This window comes from Thermoactinomyces intermedius, from assembly GCF_013912365.1.
Taxonomy (GTDB): Bacteria; Bacillota; Bacilli; order Thermoactinomycetales; family Thermoactinomycetaceae; genus Thermoactinomyces; species Thermoactinomyces intermedius.
Window position 1 is genome coordinate 1 of sequence record NZ_JACETT010000078.1, and the last position, 22,381, is coordinate 22,381.

At 41.5% G+C, this 22,381-nt stretch carries 25 protein-coding genes and 2 pseudogenes; 20 read left to right on the plus strand and 7 right to left on the minus strand.

From position 1 onward, the window contains the following. From H1R82_RS13925 to H1R82_RS13980, 12 genes and pseudogenes are all read left to right on the plus strand, one after another. Nucleotides 1–944, plus strand: a pseudogene (locus H1R82_RS13925) (hypothetical protein); the annotation flags it as partial. Between the two features lie 38 nt (nt 945–982). Next, the gene (locus H1R82_RS13930; RefSeq protein WP_037996379.1) at nt 983–1,543 is read left to right on the plus strand and encodes a hypothetical protein; all 561 of its coding nucleotides are present in this window, start codon (nt 983–985) and stop codon (nt 1,541–1,543) included. Nucleotides 1,544–1,839: 296 nt separating this feature from the next. After that, nucleotides 1,840–2,304: a DUF600 domain-containing protein gene (locus tag H1R82_RS13935; RefSeq protein ID WP_181733059.1), complete on the plus strand. Its 465-nt coding sequence runs from the start codon at nt 1,840–1,842 to the stop codon at nt 2,302–2,304. Between the two features lie 270 nt (nt 2,305–2,574). Continuing rightward, complete coding sequence (cdiI, locus tag H1R82_RS13940) at nt 2,575–2,907, plus strand: ribonuclease toxin immunity protein CdiI (RefSeq protein ID WP_181733060.1); 333 nt, start codon at nt 2,575–2,577, stop codon at nt 2,905–2,907. A 333-nt stretch (nt 2,908–3,240) separates the two neighbouring features. Next, nucleotides 3,241–3,480, plus strand: a complete 240-nt coding sequence (locus H1R82_RS13945) for a bacteriocin immunity protein (RefSeq protein ID WP_037996385.1) — start codon at nt 3,241–3,243, stop codon at nt 3,478–3,480. A 707-nt stretch (nt 3,481–4,187) separates the two neighbouring features. Continuing rightward, nucleotides 4,188–4,610: a hypothetical protein gene (locus tag H1R82_RS13950; RefSeq protein WP_198054167.1), complete on the plus strand. Its 423-nt coding sequence runs from the start codon at nt 4,188–4,190 to the stop codon at nt 4,608–4,610. A gap of 74 nt (nt 4,611–4,684) precedes the next feature. Continuing rightward, entirely contained in the window at nt 4,685–5,359 is a 675-nt protein-coding gene (locus tag H1R82_RS13955; protein WP_181733061.1) for a tetratricopeptide repeat protein, read from the plus strand. Between the two features lie 52 nt (nt 5,360–5,411). Continuing rightward, nucleotides 5,412–6,401, plus strand: coding sequence for a hypothetical protein (locus H1R82_RS13960; RefSeq protein ID WP_181733062.1), 990 nt, complete (start codon nt 5,412–5,414; stop codon nt 6,399–6,401). A 60-nt stretch (nt 6,402–6,461) separates the two neighbouring features. Continuing rightward, entirely contained in the window at nt 6,462–6,815 is a 354-nt protein-coding gene (locus tag H1R82_RS13965; protein ID WP_181733063.1) for a tetratricopeptide repeat protein, read from the plus strand. 102 nt (nt 6,816–6,917) lie between these two features. After that, nucleotides 6,918–7,553, plus strand: coding sequence for a DUF4241 domain-containing protein (locus tag H1R82_RS13970; protein WP_181733064.1), 636 nt, complete (start codon nt 6,918–6,920; stop codon nt 7,551–7,553). A 248-nt stretch (nt 7,554–7,801) separates the two neighbouring features. Then, on the plus strand, nt 7,802–8,008 hold the full coding sequence (locus tag H1R82_RS13975) for a hypothetical protein (protein ID WP_181733065.1): 207 nt from the start codon (nt 7,802–7,804) through the stop codon (nt 8,006–8,008). Nucleotides 8,009–8,056: 48 nt separating this feature from the next. Continuing rightward, nucleotides 8,057–8,479, plus strand: a complete 423-nt coding sequence (locus tag H1R82_RS13980; protein ID WP_037996393.1) for a hypothetical protein — start codon at nt 8,057–8,059, stop codon at nt 8,477–8,479. Between the two features lie 457 nt (nt 8,480–8,936). Here H1R82_RS13980 and H1R82_RS13985 read toward each other — a convergent pair whose 3' ends face one another. The 5 genes from H1R82_RS13985 to H1R82_RS14005 are packed head-to-tail and all read right to left on the minus strand — an operon-like array spanning nt 8,937 to nt 13,343. Then, complete coding sequence (locus tag H1R82_RS13985; protein WP_181733066.1) at nt 8,937–10,367, minus strand: HAMP domain-containing sensor histidine kinase; 1,431 nt, start codon at nt 10,365–10,367, stop codon at nt 8,937–8,939. Next, complete coding sequence (locus tag H1R82_RS13990; RefSeq protein WP_181733067.1) at nt 10,364–11,065, minus strand: response regulator transcription factor; 702 nt, start codon at nt 11,063–11,065, stop codon at nt 10,364–10,366. Before H1R82_RS13990 ends, H1R82_RS13985 begins: the two co-directional genes overlap by 4 nt. A 9-nt stretch (nt 11,066–11,074) precedes the next feature. Then, nucleotides 11,075–11,872, minus strand: coding sequence for a lantibiotic immunity ABC transporter MutG family permease subunit (locus H1R82_RS13995; RefSeq protein WP_181733068.1), 798 nt, complete (start codon nt 11,870–11,872; stop codon nt 11,075–11,077). Next, nucleotides 11,872–12,630 (minus strand): lantibiotic immunity ABC transporter MutE/EpiE family permease subunit, encoded by a 759-nt coding sequence (locus H1R82_RS14000; protein WP_181733069.1) that lies wholly within the window; start codon nt 12,628–12,630, stop codon nt 11,872–11,874. Before H1R82_RS14000 ends, H1R82_RS13995 begins: the two co-directional genes overlap by 1 nt. After that, a complete protein-coding gene (locus tag H1R82_RS14005; RefSeq protein ID WP_181733070.1) occupies nt 12,630–13,343 on the minus strand; it encodes a lantibiotic protection ABC transporter ATP-binding protein in 714 nt (237 codons plus the stop codon). Before H1R82_RS14005 ends, H1R82_RS14000 begins: the two co-directional genes overlap by 1 nt. 271 nt (nt 13,344–13,614) lie before the next feature. Between H1R82_RS14005 and H1R82_RS14885 the strand changes: the two genes are divergently transcribed. The 3 genes from H1R82_RS14885 to H1R82_RS14020 all read left to right on the plus strand — a co-directional run bounded on the left by H1R82_RS14885 (nt 13,615) and on the right by H1R82_RS14020 (nt 16,444). After that, a complete protein-coding gene (locus H1R82_RS14885; RefSeq protein ID WP_181733071.1) occupies nt 13,615–14,919 on the plus strand; it encodes an EndoU domain-containing protein in 1,305 nt (434 codons plus the stop codon). A 9-nt stretch (nt 14,920–14,928) separates the two neighbouring features. Then, nucleotides 14,929–15,456, plus strand: coding sequence for a hypothetical protein (locus tag H1R82_RS14015; RefSeq protein WP_181733072.1), 528 nt, complete (start codon nt 14,929–14,931; stop codon nt 15,454–15,456). A gap of 211 nt (nt 15,457–15,667) precedes the next feature. Further along, complete coding sequence (locus H1R82_RS14020; RefSeq protein ID WP_370527098.1) at nt 15,668–16,444, plus strand: DMT family transporter; 777 nt, start codon at nt 15,668–15,670, stop codon at nt 16,442–16,444. Between the two features lie 42 nt (nt 16,445–16,486). Here the strand turns inward: H1R82_RS14020 and H1R82_RS14025 are convergent, their stop codons facing one another. Next, nucleotides 16,487–17,281, minus strand: a complete 795-nt coding sequence (locus tag H1R82_RS14025; protein WP_181733074.1) for an SDR family NAD(P)-dependent oxidoreductase — start codon at nt 17,279–17,281, stop codon at nt 16,487–16,489. Nucleotides 17,282–17,310: 29 nt separating this feature from the next. Next, nucleotides 17,311–18,246, minus strand: a complete 936-nt coding sequence (locus tag H1R82_RS14030) for an aldo/keto reductase (protein WP_181733075.1) — start codon at nt 18,244–18,246, stop codon at nt 17,311–17,313. 211 nt (nt 18,247–18,457) lie between these two features. On the opposite strand from H1R82_RS14030, the gene H1R82_RS14035 reads away from it, so the two are divergent. The 5 genes and pseudogenes from H1R82_RS14035 to H1R82_RS14055 all read left to right on the plus strand — a co-directional run. Continuing rightward, nucleotides 18,458–18,802 carry a winged helix-turn-helix transcriptional regulator gene (locus tag H1R82_RS14035; RefSeq protein WP_309544840.1) on the plus strand — a complete coding sequence of 115 codons (345 nt, stop codon included), beginning with the start codon at nt 18,458–18,460 and terminating at the stop codon, nt 18,800–18,802. A gap of 65 nt (nt 18,803–18,867) precedes the next feature. Then, nucleotides 18,868–19,290 (plus strand): hypothetical protein, encoded by a 423-nt coding sequence (locus H1R82_RS14040; protein ID WP_181733077.1) that lies wholly within the window; start codon nt 18,868–18,870, stop codon nt 19,288–19,290. A gap of 158 nt (nt 19,291–19,448) precedes the next feature. Next, nucleotides 19,449–20,610: pseudogene (locus tag H1R82_RS14045) on the plus strand (GntP family permease). A 22-nt stretch (nt 20,611–20,632) separates the two neighbouring features. Further along, entirely contained in the window at nt 20,633–21,790 is a 1,158-nt protein-coding gene (locus tag H1R82_RS14050; protein WP_181733078.1) for a glycerate kinase, read from the plus strand. 212 nt (nt 21,791–22,002) lie between these two features. Then, nucleotides 22,003–22,381: hypothetical protein (locus tag H1R82_RS14055; RefSeq protein ID WP_181821699.1), on the plus strand; the 379-nt coding region annotated here is incomplete at its 3' end.

Genomic DNA, 22,381 nt, shown 5'->3' on the forward strand with positions numbered 1-22,381 from the left:
AATTGGCGAGAAAAGGAAGCAGTTTGCTTGAAAAACTGCCCGCCCCCGTACAAAAAGTACAAAAAGTGTTTACCAAAGACTTTTGGAAAAATGCAGCCGGCACTCTTTCCCGCAAGTTAAACATCAATTGGAAGAACGCGGCAATTACCGGTGTAACCGGAACGGCTCTCACAGTGCTTGGATACTTTGGAATCCCCAAAATTGCCCCTGCGGCCATGAAGGTATACAAAAAGCTGGATTGCCTGGTTTATGAACAACCGGCAGACAGCTATGTGGCCATGATGCTGTTGCCTAGAGGGAGTTGTGAACGAGGCAGGAGTAACCAAATTACAAACATAGCCCAAAGAAATGATTTAATCAAAAATACTCCTTTGCCTAATCAAAATTCGAATCAAGCCTATCAAGAATACTTTGAAAAAATTCTTGGCAAAAAACGTAACAGTGTAACCGGGAAAGACTTGGCATTGCCGGATTCTCCTGTGAATATACCAGGAGAACAAATGAAAAAATGGATAGAAGATGGAAGAATCAGATCCGCAAATCCAGATGAATTGAATAATTACTTAAAAAATTTTAAAAGTATTTCTATTCAGGTTGATAGTAATATATTTGTTACTATAGATAAAAAAGCAATGAAACATATATTAGAAAGCCATCATCCACAATACTTTAATCCAAATGTACGGAAAAACAAAAGCCAAAATACCTTATTTCCAAGCAGAATGACAGCCGAGGATGTTGAAGAGATACTAAACAAGATTATCAAGCAAGAAAAAGAAATTATTAGTCAAAATGCTAAAAAAAGATCACAATTTCAATTAGGTATAAATGAAGAAATAAGTATCGATGGGGTTAAATATGTAGTAGGTTTTGTAAGAGAAATTAATAATTCGAATGAAAGAATAATTCGTTTAGTTGGTCAATTATATCCAAAAGTAGAATAAAAATTATAATGATATCTTGGTATAAGGAGTTGGGTTTTATGTTCAAAGTCCGATCTTATATCTTTGTACCGGAAAACATCCCGGATCCAGATATATTAGAATCAAAAGGAATTATAGTAGTTCCTTCATTAAAGGAAAAAGCCATTGAGGTCACAAACACGGATTTGTTGAAGAAATTAGATCCTTATCTGGATCATCGTTATTTAGAGGGTTACATTGAATTAAGCTATTATGATGAACCTGTTCTATCAGAATATTATTCGGATTTAATTGATCAACTTTGGGATTATCTTCTCAATTTAACCTTAGAGGCTATTGAACATAAAGAAAGTACATATTACTTTCCGGATCAGCCGGTAAGAATGAATTTGAAAATATTGCAAAAAGGGTTTGTTTTATTTTCAATTGAGGATAAAAATTGGTGTTTACCTAAAAAAGAATTTTTTCTCGCATTGGTTCAAGGTTGTACGGAATTTTATAAACAGATGATTTTAGGTTTATCTAAAGAAACAGTAACTCGCTATGCTTATGACAAAGGTTATGAACAAGCCGAAGAAGATCGCTCAGTCATCTTGGATTATTTAAAAAAGAATGTGTAGAAGTGAAGAAAGCAAACAATTCTCCTGTGATTCATTCCTAAGTAGCCTGTAATAGCGGGCTGCTTTTTGTATGTAACATTTTTATGCAGATAAAGGCTTTGTGAGTAAAATCAAGGTAGTACATGTTAGATAATAAGGAAGTTAAAGTAATATGGGAATTCCTGCATGTATTTTAATGCCAAGAGTGGAAAATGCCCCTGAAAAACTTTTGGCTGATGCGGTTGTTTCTTCGTTTCGGGCCAATTTAGGCTTTTATTGCAGTAATACGAAGAGGTATAAATAAGGGTGATTAATTTATGGAAAAAGTATTTGATGATTACTTTTCGGAGTTACAGGGTGAAATAGTGGCTATTTGTGCGGAGTATGCAGATTATAAAGCAGATGAGATTTATATTTACTGCTCTTATGAAGATAAAATGTATTCATTTAACGTGTTTTATAAAATGAACGGGAAGGTGGTTCATAAACACCGGTTAAACGAAACATTGGAAGAGGGACAACGTGAAAGGTTTGATGTTTCAAGAGAAAGACAAAGGAGTATGCTTAAAATCGGACTGGGTTATTTAGAGGAGATTCACAAGAAGTGTCAAGAATTTAACAGAGATATGCCAACTGAAATCAAAATTCATTATAATGCTAAAGAGAATAAACTTCGAGCAAGAAATCAGTATGATCCAGTCTGGTCTGATACCAAAGAGCTAGCTCCACCAGATATTTTTATTTCTTGGTTTGAGGAAGTGAAGAAAGCAAATCAAAGGTGATTCTTTATTGAAGAAGGTTTGACTGTTTATGATCCTAAAATTTATCGGATATTCTATGGGGAAAAGAAGCCATGGATGAAGGATTATCTAATAAAAGAATTAAAGGAAGAACAGTCAAAGGATATAGCAAGAATGGAATGAAATTTGTTGGTTATCTGGATAATCAGGGAAAATAAAAAATTTTTATCCAGCGTTTGTGGAGGAGTGAAAAATGTGCAATTTTGAAGAAGAAACTTATAAAGTCATGGAAACGATAGAAGAAAAAGAATTATGTATCAGTATTTTTTTATGTTGGTTGGGAATTATTATTTTGTGGACTGTTTAGACAGCTTTAAAAACAAAAGAGGTTTTGGTATAGAAGAAGTGATGATTTTATTTCGGCAAAGTTTTGATGAATGGGAACGTTTCCGTTGTCAAGAAAATGAAGTTGCTCTGGTCATGTATTATCCGGCTGCTGAGGAAGATACCATCGGATACATGGACTTTAAGGAGTTTTATCCTTATGTGTATAAACGTGCACAAGAGTATATTTCAAGTCACCCGAAAAGAAAAGAAGAAGTGACCCGACTGTTAAAGGAAATCAAGGAAAGCTGGGGAATATAAGATTAAGCATAAGGTTGTCGAAGATGACAATGCCCCTTGGCTTTTTAAAATTGCTATAAAGAAAAATAAACAGAGCCCCCAACTGCATGTGCAGTGTTGGGGGGTTTTGTTTGAACAAAAGTGAATTTGAATCCAAGGAGAAAATGAAGTAAAACCAAAAACAACTGGCGGAAAGGAAGAAGTTTGCTTGAAAAACTGCCCGCCCCCGTACAAAAAGTGTTTACCAAAGACTTTTGAAAAAATGCCGCCAGCACTCTTTCCCGAAAGTTAAATATCAATTGGAAGAACGCGGCAATTACCGCTTTGGGCGCTAAGAAGAGGGGGGAGATTACAATGGACAAATTCATCAAATCAAAAGAAGAATTAATAGTTACAGTTAGAAAGCTAATCAATGTAGAATTCTCTGAAGAAGAAGAGACTGAGATTTTGTCATTATTGGAAAAATCAGTACCTGATTTTAAAGAATTAATGAGGTTGATTTATTGGAGTGATAATAAACTTACTCCAGAAGAAATCGTTGAAAAGGTACTAAGATATCAGCCAATTATTATACCTCCGCCAAGTGATGATTAATAGTATTTGGATTTTGGAGTCATTTTGAGAGAATGGCTCCTATTTTATGACCTTAAAATTTATTTGGTTGATCAAATGATTTAATTTGAAAAATAGGATATGCTGATTTAGCAAGAATGTCATGTCCAATCCCTTGTCATGAGCGGTTGGCCAAGTATAATGGGGGTCAACTGATGATGTATGAGTATATGATTTATGGTGTAGCTGACAAATCGTTGCGGGTAGTTAAAAACGATTTGGAAAAAGCCTTAAAAATTCAATTCGAGTATCGTGAAAGCAGTTATTAGGGAGAGTACTATAAGGCGAAACTTGGGGATTTTCAGGAAATACGAGTTTATTACAATTATGTGGATTGAGGATTGGGAGGAAAGAAATTTCAGAGAATATTCCGTCTTGATCAGGTTGAATGAACTGAAGAATCTTCCAGAGGTCATGAAAAAAATGAAGGAACATGTTCCTTATGCAAGACTCATCAGGAAGATTGAGCTGATTCCCCAGACCCGCAGAAAAGAATACTTGTTTATTCATGAAAAGCCAATACTTATACTGGACAAAGAATATAAGAAATGATCGCGATGACAAGGAATTTAAGATCATTTGCTGTTGGGAAGAGAGATGGATCGTTATTTAAAGAAATAGTTCTTGGAAAATGAAAACAAGGTCTGGCTATACAAGAAAGAGGTTCTTGAAAAATCAGGGGGGAAACAATGAACCGATTATTTCAATATTGGTTGATGGAAATGGGAGACAGGCTCGATGAATTGATTGAAGAAATGCCTGCACAATTGATGCTTGATTATAGTCCCGAATCACTACTTCGGTTAGAAGAGTGGATTTTAAAAACATATCCCACAGTGGGAGATATTCTGAAGGAAACTGAAAAAAGAAAGTTAGATTCTTTAGCACGATACGTAGGGCAAGTATATCGAAAAAATTTAAATGGCAAGTGGAAACTTTTTTTAGATGATTCAAATAATGTGTACTACGAATTACCGGTTATTCTGATTTCAGGATTGGATCCAATTTGCCCATTGACTGAGGTAACAGCCTGTGTAGATCGACGAAAAGGAGATTATATATATGGTTTATTTCAAAAAAAAGCAAAACGAATAAGTGATGGCATTAATTAAATTGGATAAGGAAAAGGGAATACACTGATCGAATCAGTCCAGTGAAAAAAAGTGATTGATCTTGGATTTTCTTAATGAGTGAGTTTGAAATGAATTCATCTTTAGCGGAGAAGATCACCAAATTAAATGAAGAAGGTGTCCATGAAGAAGAAATTGAAAGATTTTTGGATCAGCATTTAATAAAATACCCGGATGATGTGGAAGCATGGGTCCGGTTGGGTGTATTGGTTTTCGAGCCACCTATTGGGGATTTTGAGAAAAGTGTGGATTGTTTAAGAAAGGCTGTCGAAGTGAAACCGGATTGCTTGGAAGCTCTTTTGATTTTGATGAGAATGCAGTATACTGCGTATGCTGAGATTGACGAAGATGTATACAAATTGCTTCATCACTATCAGCCAAGGAGTCGTGAGGAGCGATCGTTGATTGAGTTCGCCAAAGCGTGGTACTTTGAATGCAAAAAGATGGATGAAGAATATGCCCGTCATTTAGAAAAATCGATTACAGTTTATCCAAAATATGTGTTGAATTATATTGCATTAGGAAATTACTATGAAGAAAAAGGTCAGAAAGAAAAAGCTAAATCACTTTTTTTAAAAGGAATGAAAAATGTCCGGCAGATCTACCGGGTGAATGGTGGCCTGGATCCTCTTGTATTCGATTATCATGAATATATCAATGAAAAAATTAAGGGGATCCATTTATCTTTATCATCTGTAACTTATAAATTGATAAAAGAAGGGGTTAATTGATATAATCAAAAAATAAAATCCTGTCCTGAGTTGTTTTGATAAGCAGGTGACAGTGCTGGAAAGCACTGTCTTTTTCATGGGTTCAGCGCTATGGAGGTGTAACGAAAAATTTCCTTTTTTTGCAAAAGACAAGGAGGAAAATCATACAGATTATGACCATGAAAAGTCAGGAGGAAAAACGATGAATGGATTCCCGTATTTTGAATGCCAACTTCCAATTTATACAGAAAAAGATATACATGAAACAGATATACATGAAATAGCGGAGATGATATCCAACCAATTATTTGGCGGTTTACCTTTTGGAGGGTTGGAAGACTACATTTATAAGGAAATTCCTGCCATATATATCGACAGTCCCATTTTAGGATTTGAAATCATCGTTGCAGGTTTTAATGAAGAAGATTGGGAATTATTAATAGGTGATGAAGAGCGATATTATTTTTTGGATGTTGTTAATTATCCAATTCTTTATTCTGCAATAAATAGAACGAAAGGGGTAATAAGGGGGGAAAACCTCGATATTACGGGATATGTTGCAACTCTGCTTAAAGGGACGGAAGGAATAGAAATCAGGGATAAAATCTTAGAAGAGGATGGATATAGTGATTTAGATATCGATGAAGAGGAAACACATCCTGATAACCTGTCAGCGAAGCAAAAGATAAAGAATAAGTTTCCTTACTTTATCTGTCATCTCCCGTTTAATTCCGATAAAGATCTTCACGAAGTGGGGAGAATCATCTCCAAAGCATTGTGTGGTGGATTGCCTTTTAATCTCCTGAAAAATGAACAAGGTCCGGTTTTACAACTGGAACGTACCATTTTGGGACTTCAGATAAAGATTCTTCAAGAAGAGAAAGGATATTGTTTGGAAATTAAGAATGATCCGGACACCATTCCGGATGGTGTGGATACGGTCAATGTGGATATAACCCGGTTTATTGCACTTTCACTGGAAGAATCCATTGTATTTGTAAAAACGGAAGGAGTTGATATCGATTACGATTCCATCCACAAAGAGTTTGTCAAAATAGGGTAAGCTCGCCGGACAGAAGAAGTGGTGAAACAACATGGAATTCTCTAAGGAGAGAATATTAAAATGAATTCATCATTAAAATTGCATGAAGAAGGTGCCCTTGAAGAAGAAATTGAAAGAATTTTGGATCAGCATTTAATAAAATATCCCGATGACGTGGAAGCATGGGTCCGGTTGAGTGTATTGGTTTTCGAGTCTCCTATTGGTGATTTTGAGAAAAGCATCAATTGCTTAAGAAAGGCTGTCGAAGTGAAACCGGACTATTTGGAAGCTCTTTTGATTTTGATGCGAATGCAGAATTACATTTATCGTGAGATTGAAGAAGATCTATACAAATTACTTCATAAAAAATCAAAAAGAAAAAGCCAAATCACATTTTTTAAAAGGAATGTAAAAGAAAAAAAGAAGCCGGGATAAGTAAGGGTTTCGGAGATTTTTTATGGTAAAGAGGGACTGCGGGTGGGAAGTATAATTTCAAGTTTGCTTAGTGGTAATGATTGGTAGAAAGGATTGAGTTTGATGAAAATCAAGGTGCCGGATTTTTGCTACTTTTTTCAAGATGATGTGATATTTGAGACAAGTATAGGAAAAGGAAAAACCAAAAACATTAACATAGGAACATTAAACCTGCCTTCATGTAAAATTGTTGCATGTGATCCTTTTTTACCCGACACAGATCCATTTGTTAAAGAAATTCCTTCAGGAAATTACCCTGTGATATTAAATATTGTTCATTATGTCGATGATGGTGACGAACGAATAGGAGCTGCAAAAATCAAATTCAAAAACAGCCGGGCCATTCGTTGGGAAATGGCATTATTAGATGGACAAGATTTAAGCAAATTGGAAGAAGATGAGATCTATGGGTATCCGGTGAATAGTGGCACGGGCAGTTTTGCAGACCAAGAAACTTTTCGAAAATATATTAGCATTTTGGATGACAACCCGCAGTATGAAGATCTCCTTTTGGCAGAAATGGAGAAAAATTATGCACCTACAAGAGATTGGTGTAATTTTGAAATAGACTCATCGCTGAATATCATTGCTTTTAAAAGCGGATTGGGTGATGGGTTTTATCCTTCTTATTGGGGATATGATGAGAATAATGAGGTTTGCTGTTTGGTAACAGATTTTGGACTATTTGTAGATGAATAATAAAGGTAAATTCATTAATCCGAACTGTATAACGAAAAGCGGTTCGGATTTTTGTCACCAAGGAGCGGAGCAGTGCATGAATGAAGATTTTGGCGGATTTTATCACTCTTGGTACGTAGAAAGAGCAGTCGTCCAATAACTATGAAGTGTACATATACAACTACAGAAGGAGAGGAAATTATCACTTTCATTCTAACGGAACATATAAGCTTACACCAAGTTACTTTGGACGGCAGGGAGAGGAAAGAGTGGTTGAAATCAAATATCGAATCATCGAAGACTTGGATGAACTGAAAGCGTTCGACCGATACCGCTTTGATGATTGGAGAAATCGAGGGATTCGATTGAACGATAAAGCTTATAATGACGAAACTTACCATGAAAACGGGCTTCGTTTGGGTGAAGAAGGATGGGAACTGATCAATGTCTGGTTTAGCTCCCGGCAATCAAGATAATCGTATTTCTCTGGATTTAGGCCGTTTTTTTAATTGGAGGGGAATTGAGTGAAACAATCAACACGTTTTGATGAAAAAGAATACATTTTAATTAGTTTAAAGCCACAGTTTTATGAACTGATTATGGCAGGGAAGAAAAAGCATGAATTCAGAAACCGGTTCCCAAACAAGAAAATAAATGCTTTTATTTATGTTACAAAGCCAATTGGTGCAATAAAAGCCTTGCTTGAGTTGGATGAACCCATCTGGGAGCCAAAAGATTTGGTCGGTCATGAAGGTGTTGGTGTCCAAGAATTTATTCATGGACAAAAACCGGGGAGAATGGCTCTGCCAATTAAAAATATACACCCGTTGAAGAAAGAGGTTGATTTGACAATTTTGAAGAATGAATTTAATACTTCTGCTCCGCAATCCTATATTTATCTGCATAAGAAACCTGAATTATTAAATTATCTTTTGTCGCTGGTTTAATGTTTTTTATTTCTCACACAGCAAGGATGTGAAAAGCAGTGGTTGAAATTAAATACCGGATCATCGAGGATCAAATTCCTGTTCGATTCCAAAAGGTGACTAAATATCATTTGTTGAATGAATATGCAGATTAAGTATATATCAGGATATTCATTTTTGTATGCATCATTTTATAGATTTCCGGATTTTTCTGAGTTGCACTCATTGTGTTTCGCTGAAAAAGAAGCAATGGTATTTGCCCAAAAGGGATTTTTCCTCGCTTTGATTGAATGAGCTATCTGCTTTTATATACGGTATACCCAATCCTATGAAGTATGCCTCATGGCGAAACTCTCTTGAAAAATTAGACTGACTCTCGAAGGATCATGGAGTTTGACAATCATACAACCAGCATCTGAAGAATAATAGGAGAGCCCCCAAACATTCACCCGGTTTGTTGGGGCTCCTGCCTTTGGATTCAGCAGTTAATCGTTATGCTTATTTTTGCACCGCCTTCTTGCGTGTTTCCCACTTTAATCACACCATTATGTTTGTGGATGATTTTTTGGGAAATGAACAGACCCAAACCATAGTGACCCTTTTCTCCTCGTGACGGGTCTCCTTGATAAAACTTTTTAAATAAATGAGGTATGTCTTTTGCCGAAAATCCCGGGCCTGTATCTGATAATGTGAATTTCATGGCTGAATTTTCCAGGTGTGCATGCCATGTTATTTTTCCTTGAGCTGGTGTAAATCTTATACTGTTTGACATCAGGTTATTGAAGACTTGACCCAGCCTTTCCAAATCCAAGGATTGCAGTCGTTTGGATCGTTTATCTTCACAGGTGAATTCAAAAGAGATCTTTTGTTGCCTGCACATCCATTCATATTCCTCGGCTTTTGTTTCAAGAAAAGGAACGATGTCGACCCATTCAGGATTTATTGTAAAATTGGGTTCTTCAATTTTGGAGATTTCATTTAGTTCTTTTACGAGTTGACCTACAAATTGAGTATTTTGATCAATAACTTTGAGGTATCTCTGGACACGGTCCGGTTGGAGGTGTCTTGCGTCAAGTAAAGTTTGTACATGGCCTTGAATAATGGTCAGGGGTGTGCTTAGATCATGGCTGATGGACAAAATCATCTCTCTTCTTTCTTCTTCCAAGCGCCATTCACGCAGTAGGGATTCTTTCAGAGCCAAACGCATTTTCTCAAAGGAGCGCGTTAACTTTCCAATTTCGTTATCCGCCTGATAGTCCAAGGAAAAGTCCAAATCACGTTGCTGGATTCGATGTGCACCCTCAATCAGCGCCTGGACAGGTTCATGAATGGACCGGCCGAATCTCCGGGCGAAAATTAAAGTAAACAGTAAAATGTAAATAAACGGAGATATAATCAACAAGAAGATGATGAAAAAAAAGATGATTTTGGACCAAGAGCGTGTCATGATGGGTTCTAACGCATATTCAATGACAATGGCTCCGCTGAATGTGCCATTGGCGTCAGTTAAAGGAAGGAACTCCCTGATTTTATTGTCTTGTGATAATTTGGTATTCAACTTTAAAATCAAATCATGCGTGCTTGAGCTGACTGGTTCCGAAATCGAGCCATACAGGATCTTTCCTTTGGAATTCAGAACTTGATATTTAAAGCCTTCGCTCGGTATTACCTTTTCAAGTTGTTCCTTGTTTTCAATTAATAGAAGATCTTTGCCTTGACTGTGGATGAAACGGTGAATGGAAGGGAGTTGCTTTTCATAATGGTTGGCCGGTAACATGAAATAGTCTCCGAATTTTAGCCATAACCCGATGATTAAACCTTGAGTTATAAGAGTTGCCAAGAGACTGAGAGTGATCACCGCGACAAAAGAAATGATGAATTGAGTTTTTAAAGAAAATTTATTGATCATCGGTTACACTTCCATTTGTACCCGATTCCCCAAACCGTGGAAATGTACTCTGTATCTGGATCGGCTGCATAAATCTTGGACCTGATTTTTTTAATATGTTCCGTAATGGTGGTATCATCGCCTGTAGCATCATAACCCCATACTTTCTCATAAATCTGCTCCCTGGAAAACACTTGGCCTGGGTGCAGTGCCAGAAATTCAAGAATTTCAAATTCCCTTCTTGTTAAAGAGATTTCTTTATCCTCCACGTTGACTTGGTGGCCGGACAGGTCAATTTCAAGCTTGCCAAACCTCAGAATGGTTTCTTGTTTATGCGATTGGCGTTTTTCTCTTCGCAAATGAGCATGAACGCGAGCCTTCAATTCCCTGATACTAAACGGTTTTATCAGATAGTCATCTCCACCGACTGCCAAACCTTTGATCCGGTCTGTTTCACTTTGACGTGCACTCAAAAAAATGATGGGGCAGTTAATGCGTTCGCGCAGCTTTGGACAAAGTTCAAATCCATCCACTTCCGGCATCATGACATCCAAGATGATCAGATCCGGGGCAACATTGATTTGTTTTAAAGCTTGTTCTGCATTATAGGCGGTTAAGACATCATATCCCTCATCAAGGAGTGCATCGCGCATAAACGAAACAATCTCCCGTTCGTCATCAATAATAAGGATTTTGTTTTTCAGAATGAACTCCTCCATGTGGATAGTTTAGTCCGGAATCTTTCTTCCTTCCCATTTATTAAACCAAATGCTCCCTCCTGTCACAAGAAATACAAATAACAGGGCACTTAAAACCACGCTCATCAGAGTTTGATGCCAAAAGAACGTTAAAGATGTGATGGATGTTGGAAGATCCATCCCCGGGAAGAAATGTCCTGGCATGAGTGACAGCCGTACCGGCCATGCCCATGGTACGAATGGCCAGATTTTGTTTCCCAGAGAGGTTGCCCCGACTAAAGCCGCCAATATTACTCCTCCGCTTCCTAAACCAATTGCTGCACCAAATCCATATGCCATCCCGATCCAAAGGTGTAAAGCCAGAAGTGGGAGAAGACCAGCTTCAGTGGTTAATACAGCCAATAAAAAGTGGGAATATGGAACATCGATCTCTAAAAACAGCTTCAATCCGCAGAGCAAGCTGAAGACTGCTGACATGCTGCTGACAATCGTTTGTAAAATCAGAATTACCAGTTTCCCCAAGTAATGGGATGTCCGCGAAAATGGACTTCCGAGAAGAGCAATAAAATTCCCTGCAAATTCCTCCTGCTGTACAATTAATCCGGCTAACACGCCAGTACCGACAGGGATGACCAGCGCCGTCCAAAACTCAAAAAAGGACTGATAAATTTTAACCTGTATGTCATTTGATAAGGTTAATTTGGAAAAATACCAAATAAATATCATGGCAGTCAAAACCGGAATGATGAAAATCATCCATCGCCCCGGAGAACGCTTGGTTTTTAACCATTCGGATTTGAGGATTCTCAGGAAAACCGGTGAATTCATCAGCTTATCTCCTTTCGCTGAAACCATAGTGCTGTGAGCAAAGAAAAAATGATTGTCATTCCTATTGAAATGGCTATACCTGTAGGGATGACTGATTCATCAAGTAGTGGATCTCCTGCTTTTAATGGAATTCCATTGGGATGAACACCGACTGTGGGACACATCAGTCGAATCGGCAGACTCCAAGGAATAAGCGCCCATTTTGAGGAAGGAGCCATGATTACTCCCATGATTAATCCCGCGATACCTAATGACATGCTTGCAACAGTTCCCCGACAGACTGCAGCCCACAGCTGCAACGGAATGATTGACAGCGAAGCAATCCACATAATGGATCCGGCAGAGAAAAGTTGAATCCAAGGGATACTTCCTTCTGCACTAATGATTCCCACTAAAATGGTAACGAATAGAATCAGGATCGTTGCAATTAAAAAATAGATTGCCAAAATTATCAGTTTACCTGTCCAAATGACAGCTGGAGGAAGGGAAAGGGTACGCAGATTACGATAATTTCCAGCTCTTTTTTCTTGAACCTGTGTTAAAGAAGCCATGAGTGCAATTCCCATTGGAACAAAAGTGACCGGACTCCAATTGAAAATCTGATATAGAAGTTCATCCCAAGGGCGTAAATAGTCCACTGGCATAAATAGTTTTTGCACGACTGCAATCAAAATTAAAAACATGGGAGCCAAGATGGTAAACCTTCTTAAAAATGTACGTTTCGTTTTTAACCATTCGGCACGGATGACGTTGATCATTAAGCAATTCCTCCATTCTGTCCTGTGCCTGTCACCATTTGCATGAAAAGAGATTCCAAATCTTCTCCACGCTTTAACGGACCCTGATATTTTAATTCCCCCTCGCTTATAATTCCTATATAATCAGCGATTTGAGCCACTTGTGAAAGGATATGACTTGACAAGATCACCGTAATTCCTTGCTTTGAGAAGGAAACAATTTGTTTCAGCAGTTCCTGGATTCCGATGGGGTCTAATCCATTGGTGGGTTCGTCCAAAATTAGAAGCTCCGGATTCCCTAATAAGGCAATCGCGATTCCAAGTCTTTGTTTCATACCTAACGAAAATTGGGAGGCTCGCTTCTTTCCTGTATTTTTTAAATCAACCATTTCCAAGACCTCGTATATACGTTGAACGGGTACACCGAGCAAACGCCTGTGTACTTCCAGATTTTCTGTCGCGGTCAAATTTCCATACACTGCCGGAGCTTCGATAAGAGCGCCCATACGTTTAAGATGCTTTCTTCGCCAAGGTTCTCCAAACACTTTGATTTCACCATTACTGGGCTGAAGAAGGCCGGTTAACATTTTTAAAGTGGTGGTTTTTCCTGCACCATTAGGCCCTAACAAACCATAAATGGAGCCAGACGGTATCTGGAGTGAAATCTTGTTTACTGCCAAAGTTTTGCCGTAATACTTTGACAGGTTTTTGGTCTCTAAAATGGAATTTTCCATTTGGATCATCCTTTCGTAATGCTTGAATACACCATTGGTAACGGAGTTCAAAAGCATTATGAAAGGAAAAAATAAAGAAATTATAAAGATTTAATGGATGTACCAGCCTGAAAATTTATGTATTAACCACATGGTTGGCTTGTTAATTCGTAAAAGAAATTCGAGATATTTTTTGATATTGACATTATATTGAAAATAGAATTTAAATTCGCTATGATATTTATATTCAAAGTGGATAACAAGGGTTTACGTCTGCGGGAGGTGCCAAGGCGTGAAAACGCACCAGTATTGGTTGGTTGTCCTTCTTATGATGTTGACCGGATTGGGTGTATTGGGAAGTGGTACGGGATATGCGGACCCGAATACCGGCAGCTTTGAAGTCCCTGAAGTGAAAGAAGATTTTGAAGAGTTTGAACACAAGCCGGATGCGCAAAAAGAACAGCCGGTCAATGAAACACAAGTGCAGACTGAAGAAAAAGGATATTGGGACCAAACGAAGGAAGCAGTCAAAGAAGGCTGGCATTGGTTGGTCAATGTAGGTTCGGCCTTTATGGATTGGGTGAAAGAAACCGCAGAGGCCTTCTGGGAAGCGTTTGAGAAAATTTTGTCCTTGTTGACATCGGTTGTCATCGTGGCTGTAAGCTTTTTAAAAGGGGTTGCGAAGGCGGTTTATGACACAGTCGAAGGAATTTTTAATATGATAAGACACCCCATCGATACATTAAAAGGTCTGTATGAGGCCATTACCCATCCTGTTGAAACCGCCCAAGCTCTCTGGCAAGTCATTTCGGAATCTTTTATGCGCGATGTGGTCCACGGGGATGCCCGAAGCCGTGCGGAATGGTTTGGCTATGTTTTTGGAGAAATTGGTTTGGCGGTGTTTGGAACCAAAGGATTGGATAAAGTTGGGAAAGCGGCCAAAGCGAGCCGGATGGGACAAAAAGCCGGCGAGGTACTTGGGAAATTGCCAAAGGTGTTTACTGCTGATTTTTGGAAAAATAAGGTCCTCGCCCTTGCTGACAAATTCAATTTGAATTGGAAAACGCTGATTTCCGGTGCAGTCGGTGTATCGCTCGCAGGCCTTTCCTTCTTTGGGATTCCCAAAATCTTCCCGGCTATTATGAAAGTGGTTCAATGCGGGATGAAATCGGTGGCGTATGAGCAGCCGGCAGACAATTATACGGGCATGATCCTGTTGCTCTCATGCAACACCAAGAAACCGAAAAAAGCAGATCCACATAAAGTAGTCAATGAACTGAAGGACTTCCAGAGCAAAACTTATCAGTTTGGGAATGAGACGTTTCTGTTGGATAAAAGCGGCATGAAACACATCTTGGAAAGGCATCACCCGAAATATTGGGATGGAAGCGTGAAACAGAAGCAAACGTTTTTTGACGAGGACATGACAACGGATGAGATTGTGAGCGCAATTGAAACCATCATGCAACAGAATCGGGAAACTTTAATCAAAAAAGGCACCAAGTTTTCTTATCAAATCAGAGGAACTTACAAAGGAAAAAATTATGTAGTCGGTTTCAACAGGGGAAGAGTGGGCCAATTTTATCCTGAAGAGTAGGTGGATTAATTGTTCTATGTAAATTCGTTGATTCTAAAGCCTGGAAAAAAGATCACTGATTTAAAACAGTTAAAGCAAAAGAGAAATGATTACTTTGTGGCAATCGGCAATGCGGATGAGTTAATCGGGATGAAAAGTGAGATCGATTTCCATTATATTCATGGCGCCATTGAATTGATTGATTTGGATTCGGATCAGATTTTGTTGGATGTGGATGCATGGGATTTGGTTGACCAATTGTGGGGGTATCTTCTCGATGTGATGGAACAGGTGGTAAAAACCGGGGAAGGAGAAACGTTATTTCCGGATCAACCCGTCAAGCTGTCCATTCAATCGATTTCAAAGGATTGGGTCCTTTACCGGTTGCAAGCCAATGACAAAGTGGAAGCCGTCTTGCCGAAAAAAGCTTTTTTGGAAGCATTGTTGGATGGGGCAGAGATGTTTTTTCAAACGATGACAGAATGTTTTAAGGAGCAATGTGATTATCAATACGAATTGAACCAAATTCATACTTTGCGAGGGATTTTGAATCAGTGAAGGGCAGTGCGCAAAAAGCACTGCTTCTTTTTACAGGTTGCCGGTAAGGAAATGTTTTTTGGATTCTATGACCTTAATGAGGTGAGTGAAGGTGAAAAAGAATATTCCATTGCAACCTCTCCCTTTATAAGCGTTAAACAGTTGGAAATGGGTTTTGCCTGTCAGTTTTATCTTGACATGGAGCAGTGGAGCAATTTTCGTCAAACTCGGTTTGAAGTATGCCAATCCTTTCACGTTTGTGTTTCTTTGTTTTCTTTTATCAACGGCATTACTCTGGGGCATTTGTTTGATGAGCCGATTCATTTACCCGAAAACGATAAAAGAATGGGGGTACATTGTAGTTACGGGGCTTCTGTTGCAAGCCGGATACCAAATTTTTTATTTTTTTGCACTGGATCAACACATGTCTCCGGGAATGTTGGCAATTATTTTGGGTGCACAACCAATCATTACAGCTTTTTTGGGGGAAAACAAAACCAGATATGAACAGTGGTTTGGGCTTTTTTTAGGGTTAAGCGGATTAATTTTGGTTGTTTTTGATAATATCACAAAGCCAAACTTCACTTTATATGGCTTAATCAGCGCCATTTTGTGCTTGGTCTGTATCACAACCGGTACATTTATGCAAAAGCAAATTCATATCAGTCAGCCGGTCAACATGGCCATTCAATATTCCGGAGGTATTTTGGTTGTTTCAATGTTTCTCCCGTTTTTTGGAGGATGGCATGTTCAATGCAACTCCACCTTTTTGATCAGTTTGTTTTGGATGGCGTTGGTGATCTCGGTTGGCGCTTCCATGATGATGTATTTCATGATCCAAAAAGGAAATCTGACAAATGTCACCAGCTTGTTGTATGCTGTCCCGCCGGTCACCGCACTGCTGGATTACATCATTTTTAAAAATCAACTGTCGTTTATGGCCGGTTTGGGAATGGTTTTTATTATTGCCGGTTTGTTTTTGATTAACCGGCAAGGAAAGATCATATGAGGGCAGTGCTGCTTTCGGACAGACTGCCCTGTATTGATGAGTTTAAAAAATGGTATGAACCAGCCCGCCGTCGATCCGGAGCGAAGCGCCATTGATGGCCGAGGAACGGGGACTGCACAAAAATGCCACAAAAGAGGCAATTTCTTCCGGGCGGATCAGCCGTTGAATCAGGGAGCTCGGCCGGTGTTCGCTCATAAACCGACGTTCCGCTTCCTCCAAAGACATGGTTTCTCCTTGGTATAGCTTTTGGATGTGTTTTTCCACGCCTTCGGTCAGCGTGGATCCGGGCATGACTGTATTGACGGTCACGTTGGTTCCCCGGGTTAATTCCGCCAAGCTTCTGGAGATCGACAGTTGCATGGTTTTGGTTGCACTGTAATGGGCCATCTCCGGAGATGGCATGATGGCAGCTTCACTGGAAATAAAGAGGATTTTTCCTTCATTTCGCTCAAGCATTCCTTTGAGGTAATGGCGGGATAAACGAAGCCCGCTTAAAATATTGGTTTCAAACAGCTTTTGCCATTCTTCATCTCCGGTTTCAAAAAAATCAGCCGGCTCGAAGATTCCGAGGTTGTTGATCAAAATATCGACTTCCGGATGCTTTTGGATGATTTCATTGCATCCGGCTTTGGAGCTCAAATCGGCAACGGCCGGTTCCAGTGATGCTTCGGGCTGGGAAGATTGGATCTCTTTGATGACTTGTTGCACTTTTTCTTCCCGGCGCCCGTTAATGAGGACGGTGGCCCCTTCTTGAGCAAGCAGTCGGGCGGTTGCTTTTCCGATTCCGGAAGTGGAACCGGTCACGAGCACTTTTTTTTCCTTTAAAAAGAGGTCCATGGATCATTCCCCTTTCTTGTTTGTGTTGTTCAGACGGCGGTCAGCTTGTCAAGCCGTGCAACATCTTCGCCGGTCAGTTTCCATTCGCTCGAAGCGATATTTTGCATGATTTGCTCTTTGTTTTTGGCGCCGGTAATCACGGTGGTGACCGCAGGTTTGGCCAAAAGCCAGTTTACGGCGACTTGTGCCGTCGGTTTGTTGTAACGTTCAGCGACGGTGCGGATTTTCTCCACTTTTTTCAGATTTTCTTCAAAACGCCCTTCTTGGAAAAGCGGATTGAATTGCCGCCGGACATCATTTGAAGACAAGGTGATTGGGGGGGTGAACTTGCCGGTAAGAAGTCCTTGGGCCAGAGGGCTGTAAGGAATAAAGCCCATTCCGTTTTTTTCCGTATAGGGATACTCTGCTTTTTCCACATCCCGTTGAAGCAGGTTGTACAGGGATTGGAGAGAGACGACATTGGCGTATTTGCGGGCTTCTTCCATTTGTTCCACGGAGAAGTTGGAGACGCCGATATAACGGACTTTTCCTTTCTCCACAAGTTCATTGAGGGTTTCCATGGTTTCTTCGATCGGGGTTTGATCATCCGGCCAGTGAACCTGGTACAGATCGATATAGTCTGTGTTCAGGTTTTTCAGGCTTTGGTCAATTTCGCGCAGGATATTTTTCCGGCTGGCATCCTTGACAAAGTCCCCTTTTTCGTTCCAAACCAAGCCGAACTTGGTGGCGATGATCACTTTGTCCCGGACGGGCTTCAGGGCTTTCCCGAGAATGCGTTCGGATTCCCCGAAACCGTAGAAAGGCGCGGTGTCGAAAAAATTGACCCCGTGATCATATGCCGTTTGGATGGCTTCCATGATTTCCTGCTCGTCCACGTTTCCCCAACCGGCTTTTCCGGCTGCCCAGGCTCCGAAGCCGATCACAGAGGCCATTAAGTTACTGTTTCCCAGTCTTCTTTTTTCCATGAGTAATCTCTCCTCGATCCAGGCTGATGATAACGACTTGGTCCGGATGCCGAATGTTCTCGACAGCCGTGGCACTTATTATGTAACATATACTTATATTTTGGAAGTACGTACTTTTTAGTGATATAGATACTTTCCGGTAACACAGGCACTTTTGGGTAACCTTATGAAGCAGAAGTTTCATTGGCGATCGAAGGGAAGGAGGAGTACTGTGAAAACGGAAGAGAAATCTTATAATATCCCGGTTGAGGCGACCTTGGAAGTGATCGGCGGAAAATGGAAAACCGTCATCCTTTGCCATTTGACCCGTGGACCGATGCGGACAAGCGAATTGAAAAGAGCCATGCCGAAGATCACGCAAAAAATGTTGACCCAACAACTGCGCGAATTGGAAAAGGACGGTGTGATCAACCGCATTGTCTATAACCAAGTGCCTCCGAAAGTGGTTTATGAATTGAATGAATTCGGTTGGTCGTTAAAGCCGGTCTTGGACCAAATGTGCGCATGGGGAGAAGAATATATCAAGTGCAAAGCGCAGAAAAAAGTGGAGAAGTAAAAAGGGATTGAACGATGCATGGATCCGATCCATCCTTTGAATAAAAAATAGGGGAGTAGGATTTCATGGAAAGTTGGGAGCGATGGGAGCCGGTTCGCGGGATTCCGGCAAGGCTGTACAATGATTTGTTTTTGGATCATCATGAAGGGGTTCTGTTGGAGTTTAGTGATGAAAACCATGAAAGAAAGGTGAGGGTTTGGTTTGAAAATGGTGTGCTGTCTTATCGGAACACAGACGAAGGATCGCTTTTGAAAACCTGGTATCAATTGGATGAACAATATCGCGATCCTTTTTACAGCCGATGGACGATGTTTAAAGTGAAGAATTCCGCCTATTTAACATGGTTTATTGAACAAAGTATGGGAATTTATGATCCGCGAGAGGTGGAGCATTATGTTTTTATCACTCCAAACGACGTGATTGAGGTTTTATCGGAATTTCCTCCAAAGGTTCAAGTCATGGCGTGTGACTCCAAGGCAGGTGAATAATGAAACAGGCCCCATGTGTAAAAGATGGGGTTTTGCTATGTTTTTTCAGTGGTGATTATTTATAAAAAGTGAAATACCATGATAATCTGAAATGTTTTTATAAATGAAACCGTGTACAATGGGAATAAAACCAAGGACAGACAAGGGGATGAACAGGAATGGAAGTCAGTGCTCTTGGAGCCGTGATTGCACTTGTCATGTCAGTGATTTTGATCCTTCGGAAAGTGCCGCCCGCGTACGGGATGGTGGCCGGTGCGTTGGCCGGCGGATGGATTGGCGGGGCATCTCTCCCTGACACGGTTTCATTGATGATGGAAGGAGCTGAAGGAATGATTCCGGCCACACTCCGGATCCTGGCGGCGGGGGTTCTGGCCGGAGTGTTGATGGAGTCCGGAGCGGCAACGACCATTGCCGAAAAAACGGTGGATTGGATCGGGGAGAAAAGAGCGCTGTTGGCTCTGGCCATTGCAACCATGCTGCTCACTGCGGCTGGGGTGTTCATTGATGTGGCGGTGATCACTGTGGCACCGATTGCTCTTGCCATAGCCGGCCGGGTCGGCTTTTCCAAAACAGGCGTCCTGATTGCCATGATCGGCGGCGGGAAGGCAGGCAATCTGATGTCGCCCAATCCCAACTCGATCGCAGCAGCCGAAGCATTTGACGTTTCTTTAACCTCGGTGATGGCCGCCGGGGTGATTCCGGCTGTCTTTGGCATCCTGGTGACGTACATCACGGCATGTAAGCTTTCCCGCAAGGGAAGTCCGGTGTCCTTCAACGGTCTTTCGGATCCGGCCCAAACCGGGCCTCCGAAGTTGCTTCCGGCAATCGTGGCACCGCTTACGGCCATAATCTTGCTCTCGTTGCGCCCGCTGGCCGGGATTGAAATGGATCCCATGGTTGCCTTGCCGGTTGGAGGAATCACCGGGGCTCTCATCATGGGGAAAGCCAAACAGATCAATCAGTATGCCATTGCCGGACTTGAAAAAATGTCCGGGGTGGCCATCATGCTGCTTGGTACCGGAACCTTGGCGGGGAATTATTTCCAACTCTCATTTGTCGGATGTGATTATTCAGGCTTTGACGGCTGCCGGGCTCCCGGCCTTTTTATTGGCGCCGTTTTCCGGGGCATTCATGTCAGCGGCGACTGCATCGACCACAGCCGGTACGGTTGCAGCGGGCAGTGTGTTTGGCGGGATGATGATGGAAATGGGCGTGGCGGGACTGGAACGGATGAAATTAATCCCCTTTGAATCCCTCATCGGGCTTACGTTAACCGCCGTATCCACCTTGATCTTCGGTGTTTTCAAGGTCTTTCCGTAATTTTTGAAAAGGAAGTGGAATCATGAAAATTGTCATTGCTCCCGACTCATTCAAAGAAAGCATGTCTGCCATGGATGCGGCCTGTGCTATTGAAAAAGGCTTCAAACAGGTGTTGCCGGATGCCGAATATGTCAAAGTCCCCATGGCCGATGGAGGGGAAGGCACCGTCCGGTCCCTGGTGGATGCAACCGGCGGGGAAATCCGAAAAGAAACGGTCACCGGGCCGTTAGGAACCGCAGTGGAGGCATTTTACGGGCTCACCGGGGACAGAAAAACGGCCGTGATCGAAATGGCGGCGGCTTCCGGCATTCATCTGGTTCCGAAAGAGAAGCGAAACCCGCTTGTGACCACGACAAAAGGAACGGGGGAATTGATCCGGGCCGCATTGGACCAAAGGGTGGAACGGATTGTGATCGGCATCGGAGGCAGTGCGACCAATGACGGAGGGGCCGGCATGGCCCAAGCACTGGGCGCCAGATTGTTGGACAGGGACGGAAATCCGCTGGGATTTGGCGGCGGGGAACTAAGCAAGCTTGATTCAATTGATTTGAGCCAGCTGGACCCCCGGTTAAAAGAAGTGCACATTGAAGTCGCATGCGACGTGGATCATCCGTTGACCGGAAAGCGTGGAGCTTCCGCCGTGTTCGGGCCGCAAAAAGGAGCCACCCCGGAAATGGTGGCCATCCTCGATGCTAACCTGTCCCGTTATGCACAAGTGGTGAAGGAAACTTTGGGAATCGACGTTGACCCGATTCCAGGAGCGGGAGCAGCGGGGGGACTGGGCGCCGGACTGATTGCTTTTTTGGGAGCTTCGTTAAAGCGCGGAGTCGATGTGGTGGCCGAAGCGGTGCAACTGGATAAACACATGGCCCAAGCTTCCTTGGTCATCACCGGGGAGGGGAAAATCGATGGCCAGACCATCCATGGAAAAACCCCCGTCGGCGTTGCCAAACGGGCCAAAAAATACGGGGTTCCCGTGATCGGCATTGCGGGGATGCTCGGAGAAGATTGTGATGCGGTGTACCGGCACGGGATCGATGCCCTTTTCTCCATCGTGCCGGGAACCGTATCACTGGAAACGGCCCTTTTAAACGGGGAGAAGTACACAGAGCAATTGGCCGAAAACCTGGCCAGGTTGATCCGTTTGAAACAGATGGTTGATGGCACGGGGGCTGATTAAAAGTTTCCGTGCTTTTATTTTTTAGTGTAAATTGATTATTCCAAGTGATTAAGATGTTTACGTTCGGAAGTTAAATTTTTTTAGATATTTTTTCGAATATTTAAATGATCTTGAAAAATAGAACTTACATTCGATATCCTTTTAATGCTATAAAAAAATTGAAGGGAACCAAAGATCAACAACGAAAAAATTTCACGGGAGGTTTGACAGGCGTGAACAAGTTTTTGCGCTCATTTTTAGCCCTTCTGATTCTGTTGGCCGGGTCATTGGCTTTGGTTGGCGGCACGGGTTATGCCGAACCCGGGGGATTTGATGTTCCTAAGGTGAATGAAGATTTTGATCAGTTTGAACACACCCCCGCGCCGCAAAAGCAACAACCGATCCATAACACAGAAGTACAGGCCGAAGAAAAAGGATTCTGGGACAAGACGGCCGAATTTTTCAAAGACGGCTGGGAGTGGGTCAGCGAGAAAGGTTCAGAGTTCATCCATTGGACCAAGGAAAAAGTAGCGGATTTCTTGGAAGCATTTGAGGAAATCTTGTCCTTGTTAACGTCGGTTGTGATTGTGGTCGGCAGCTTCTTTAAAGGAT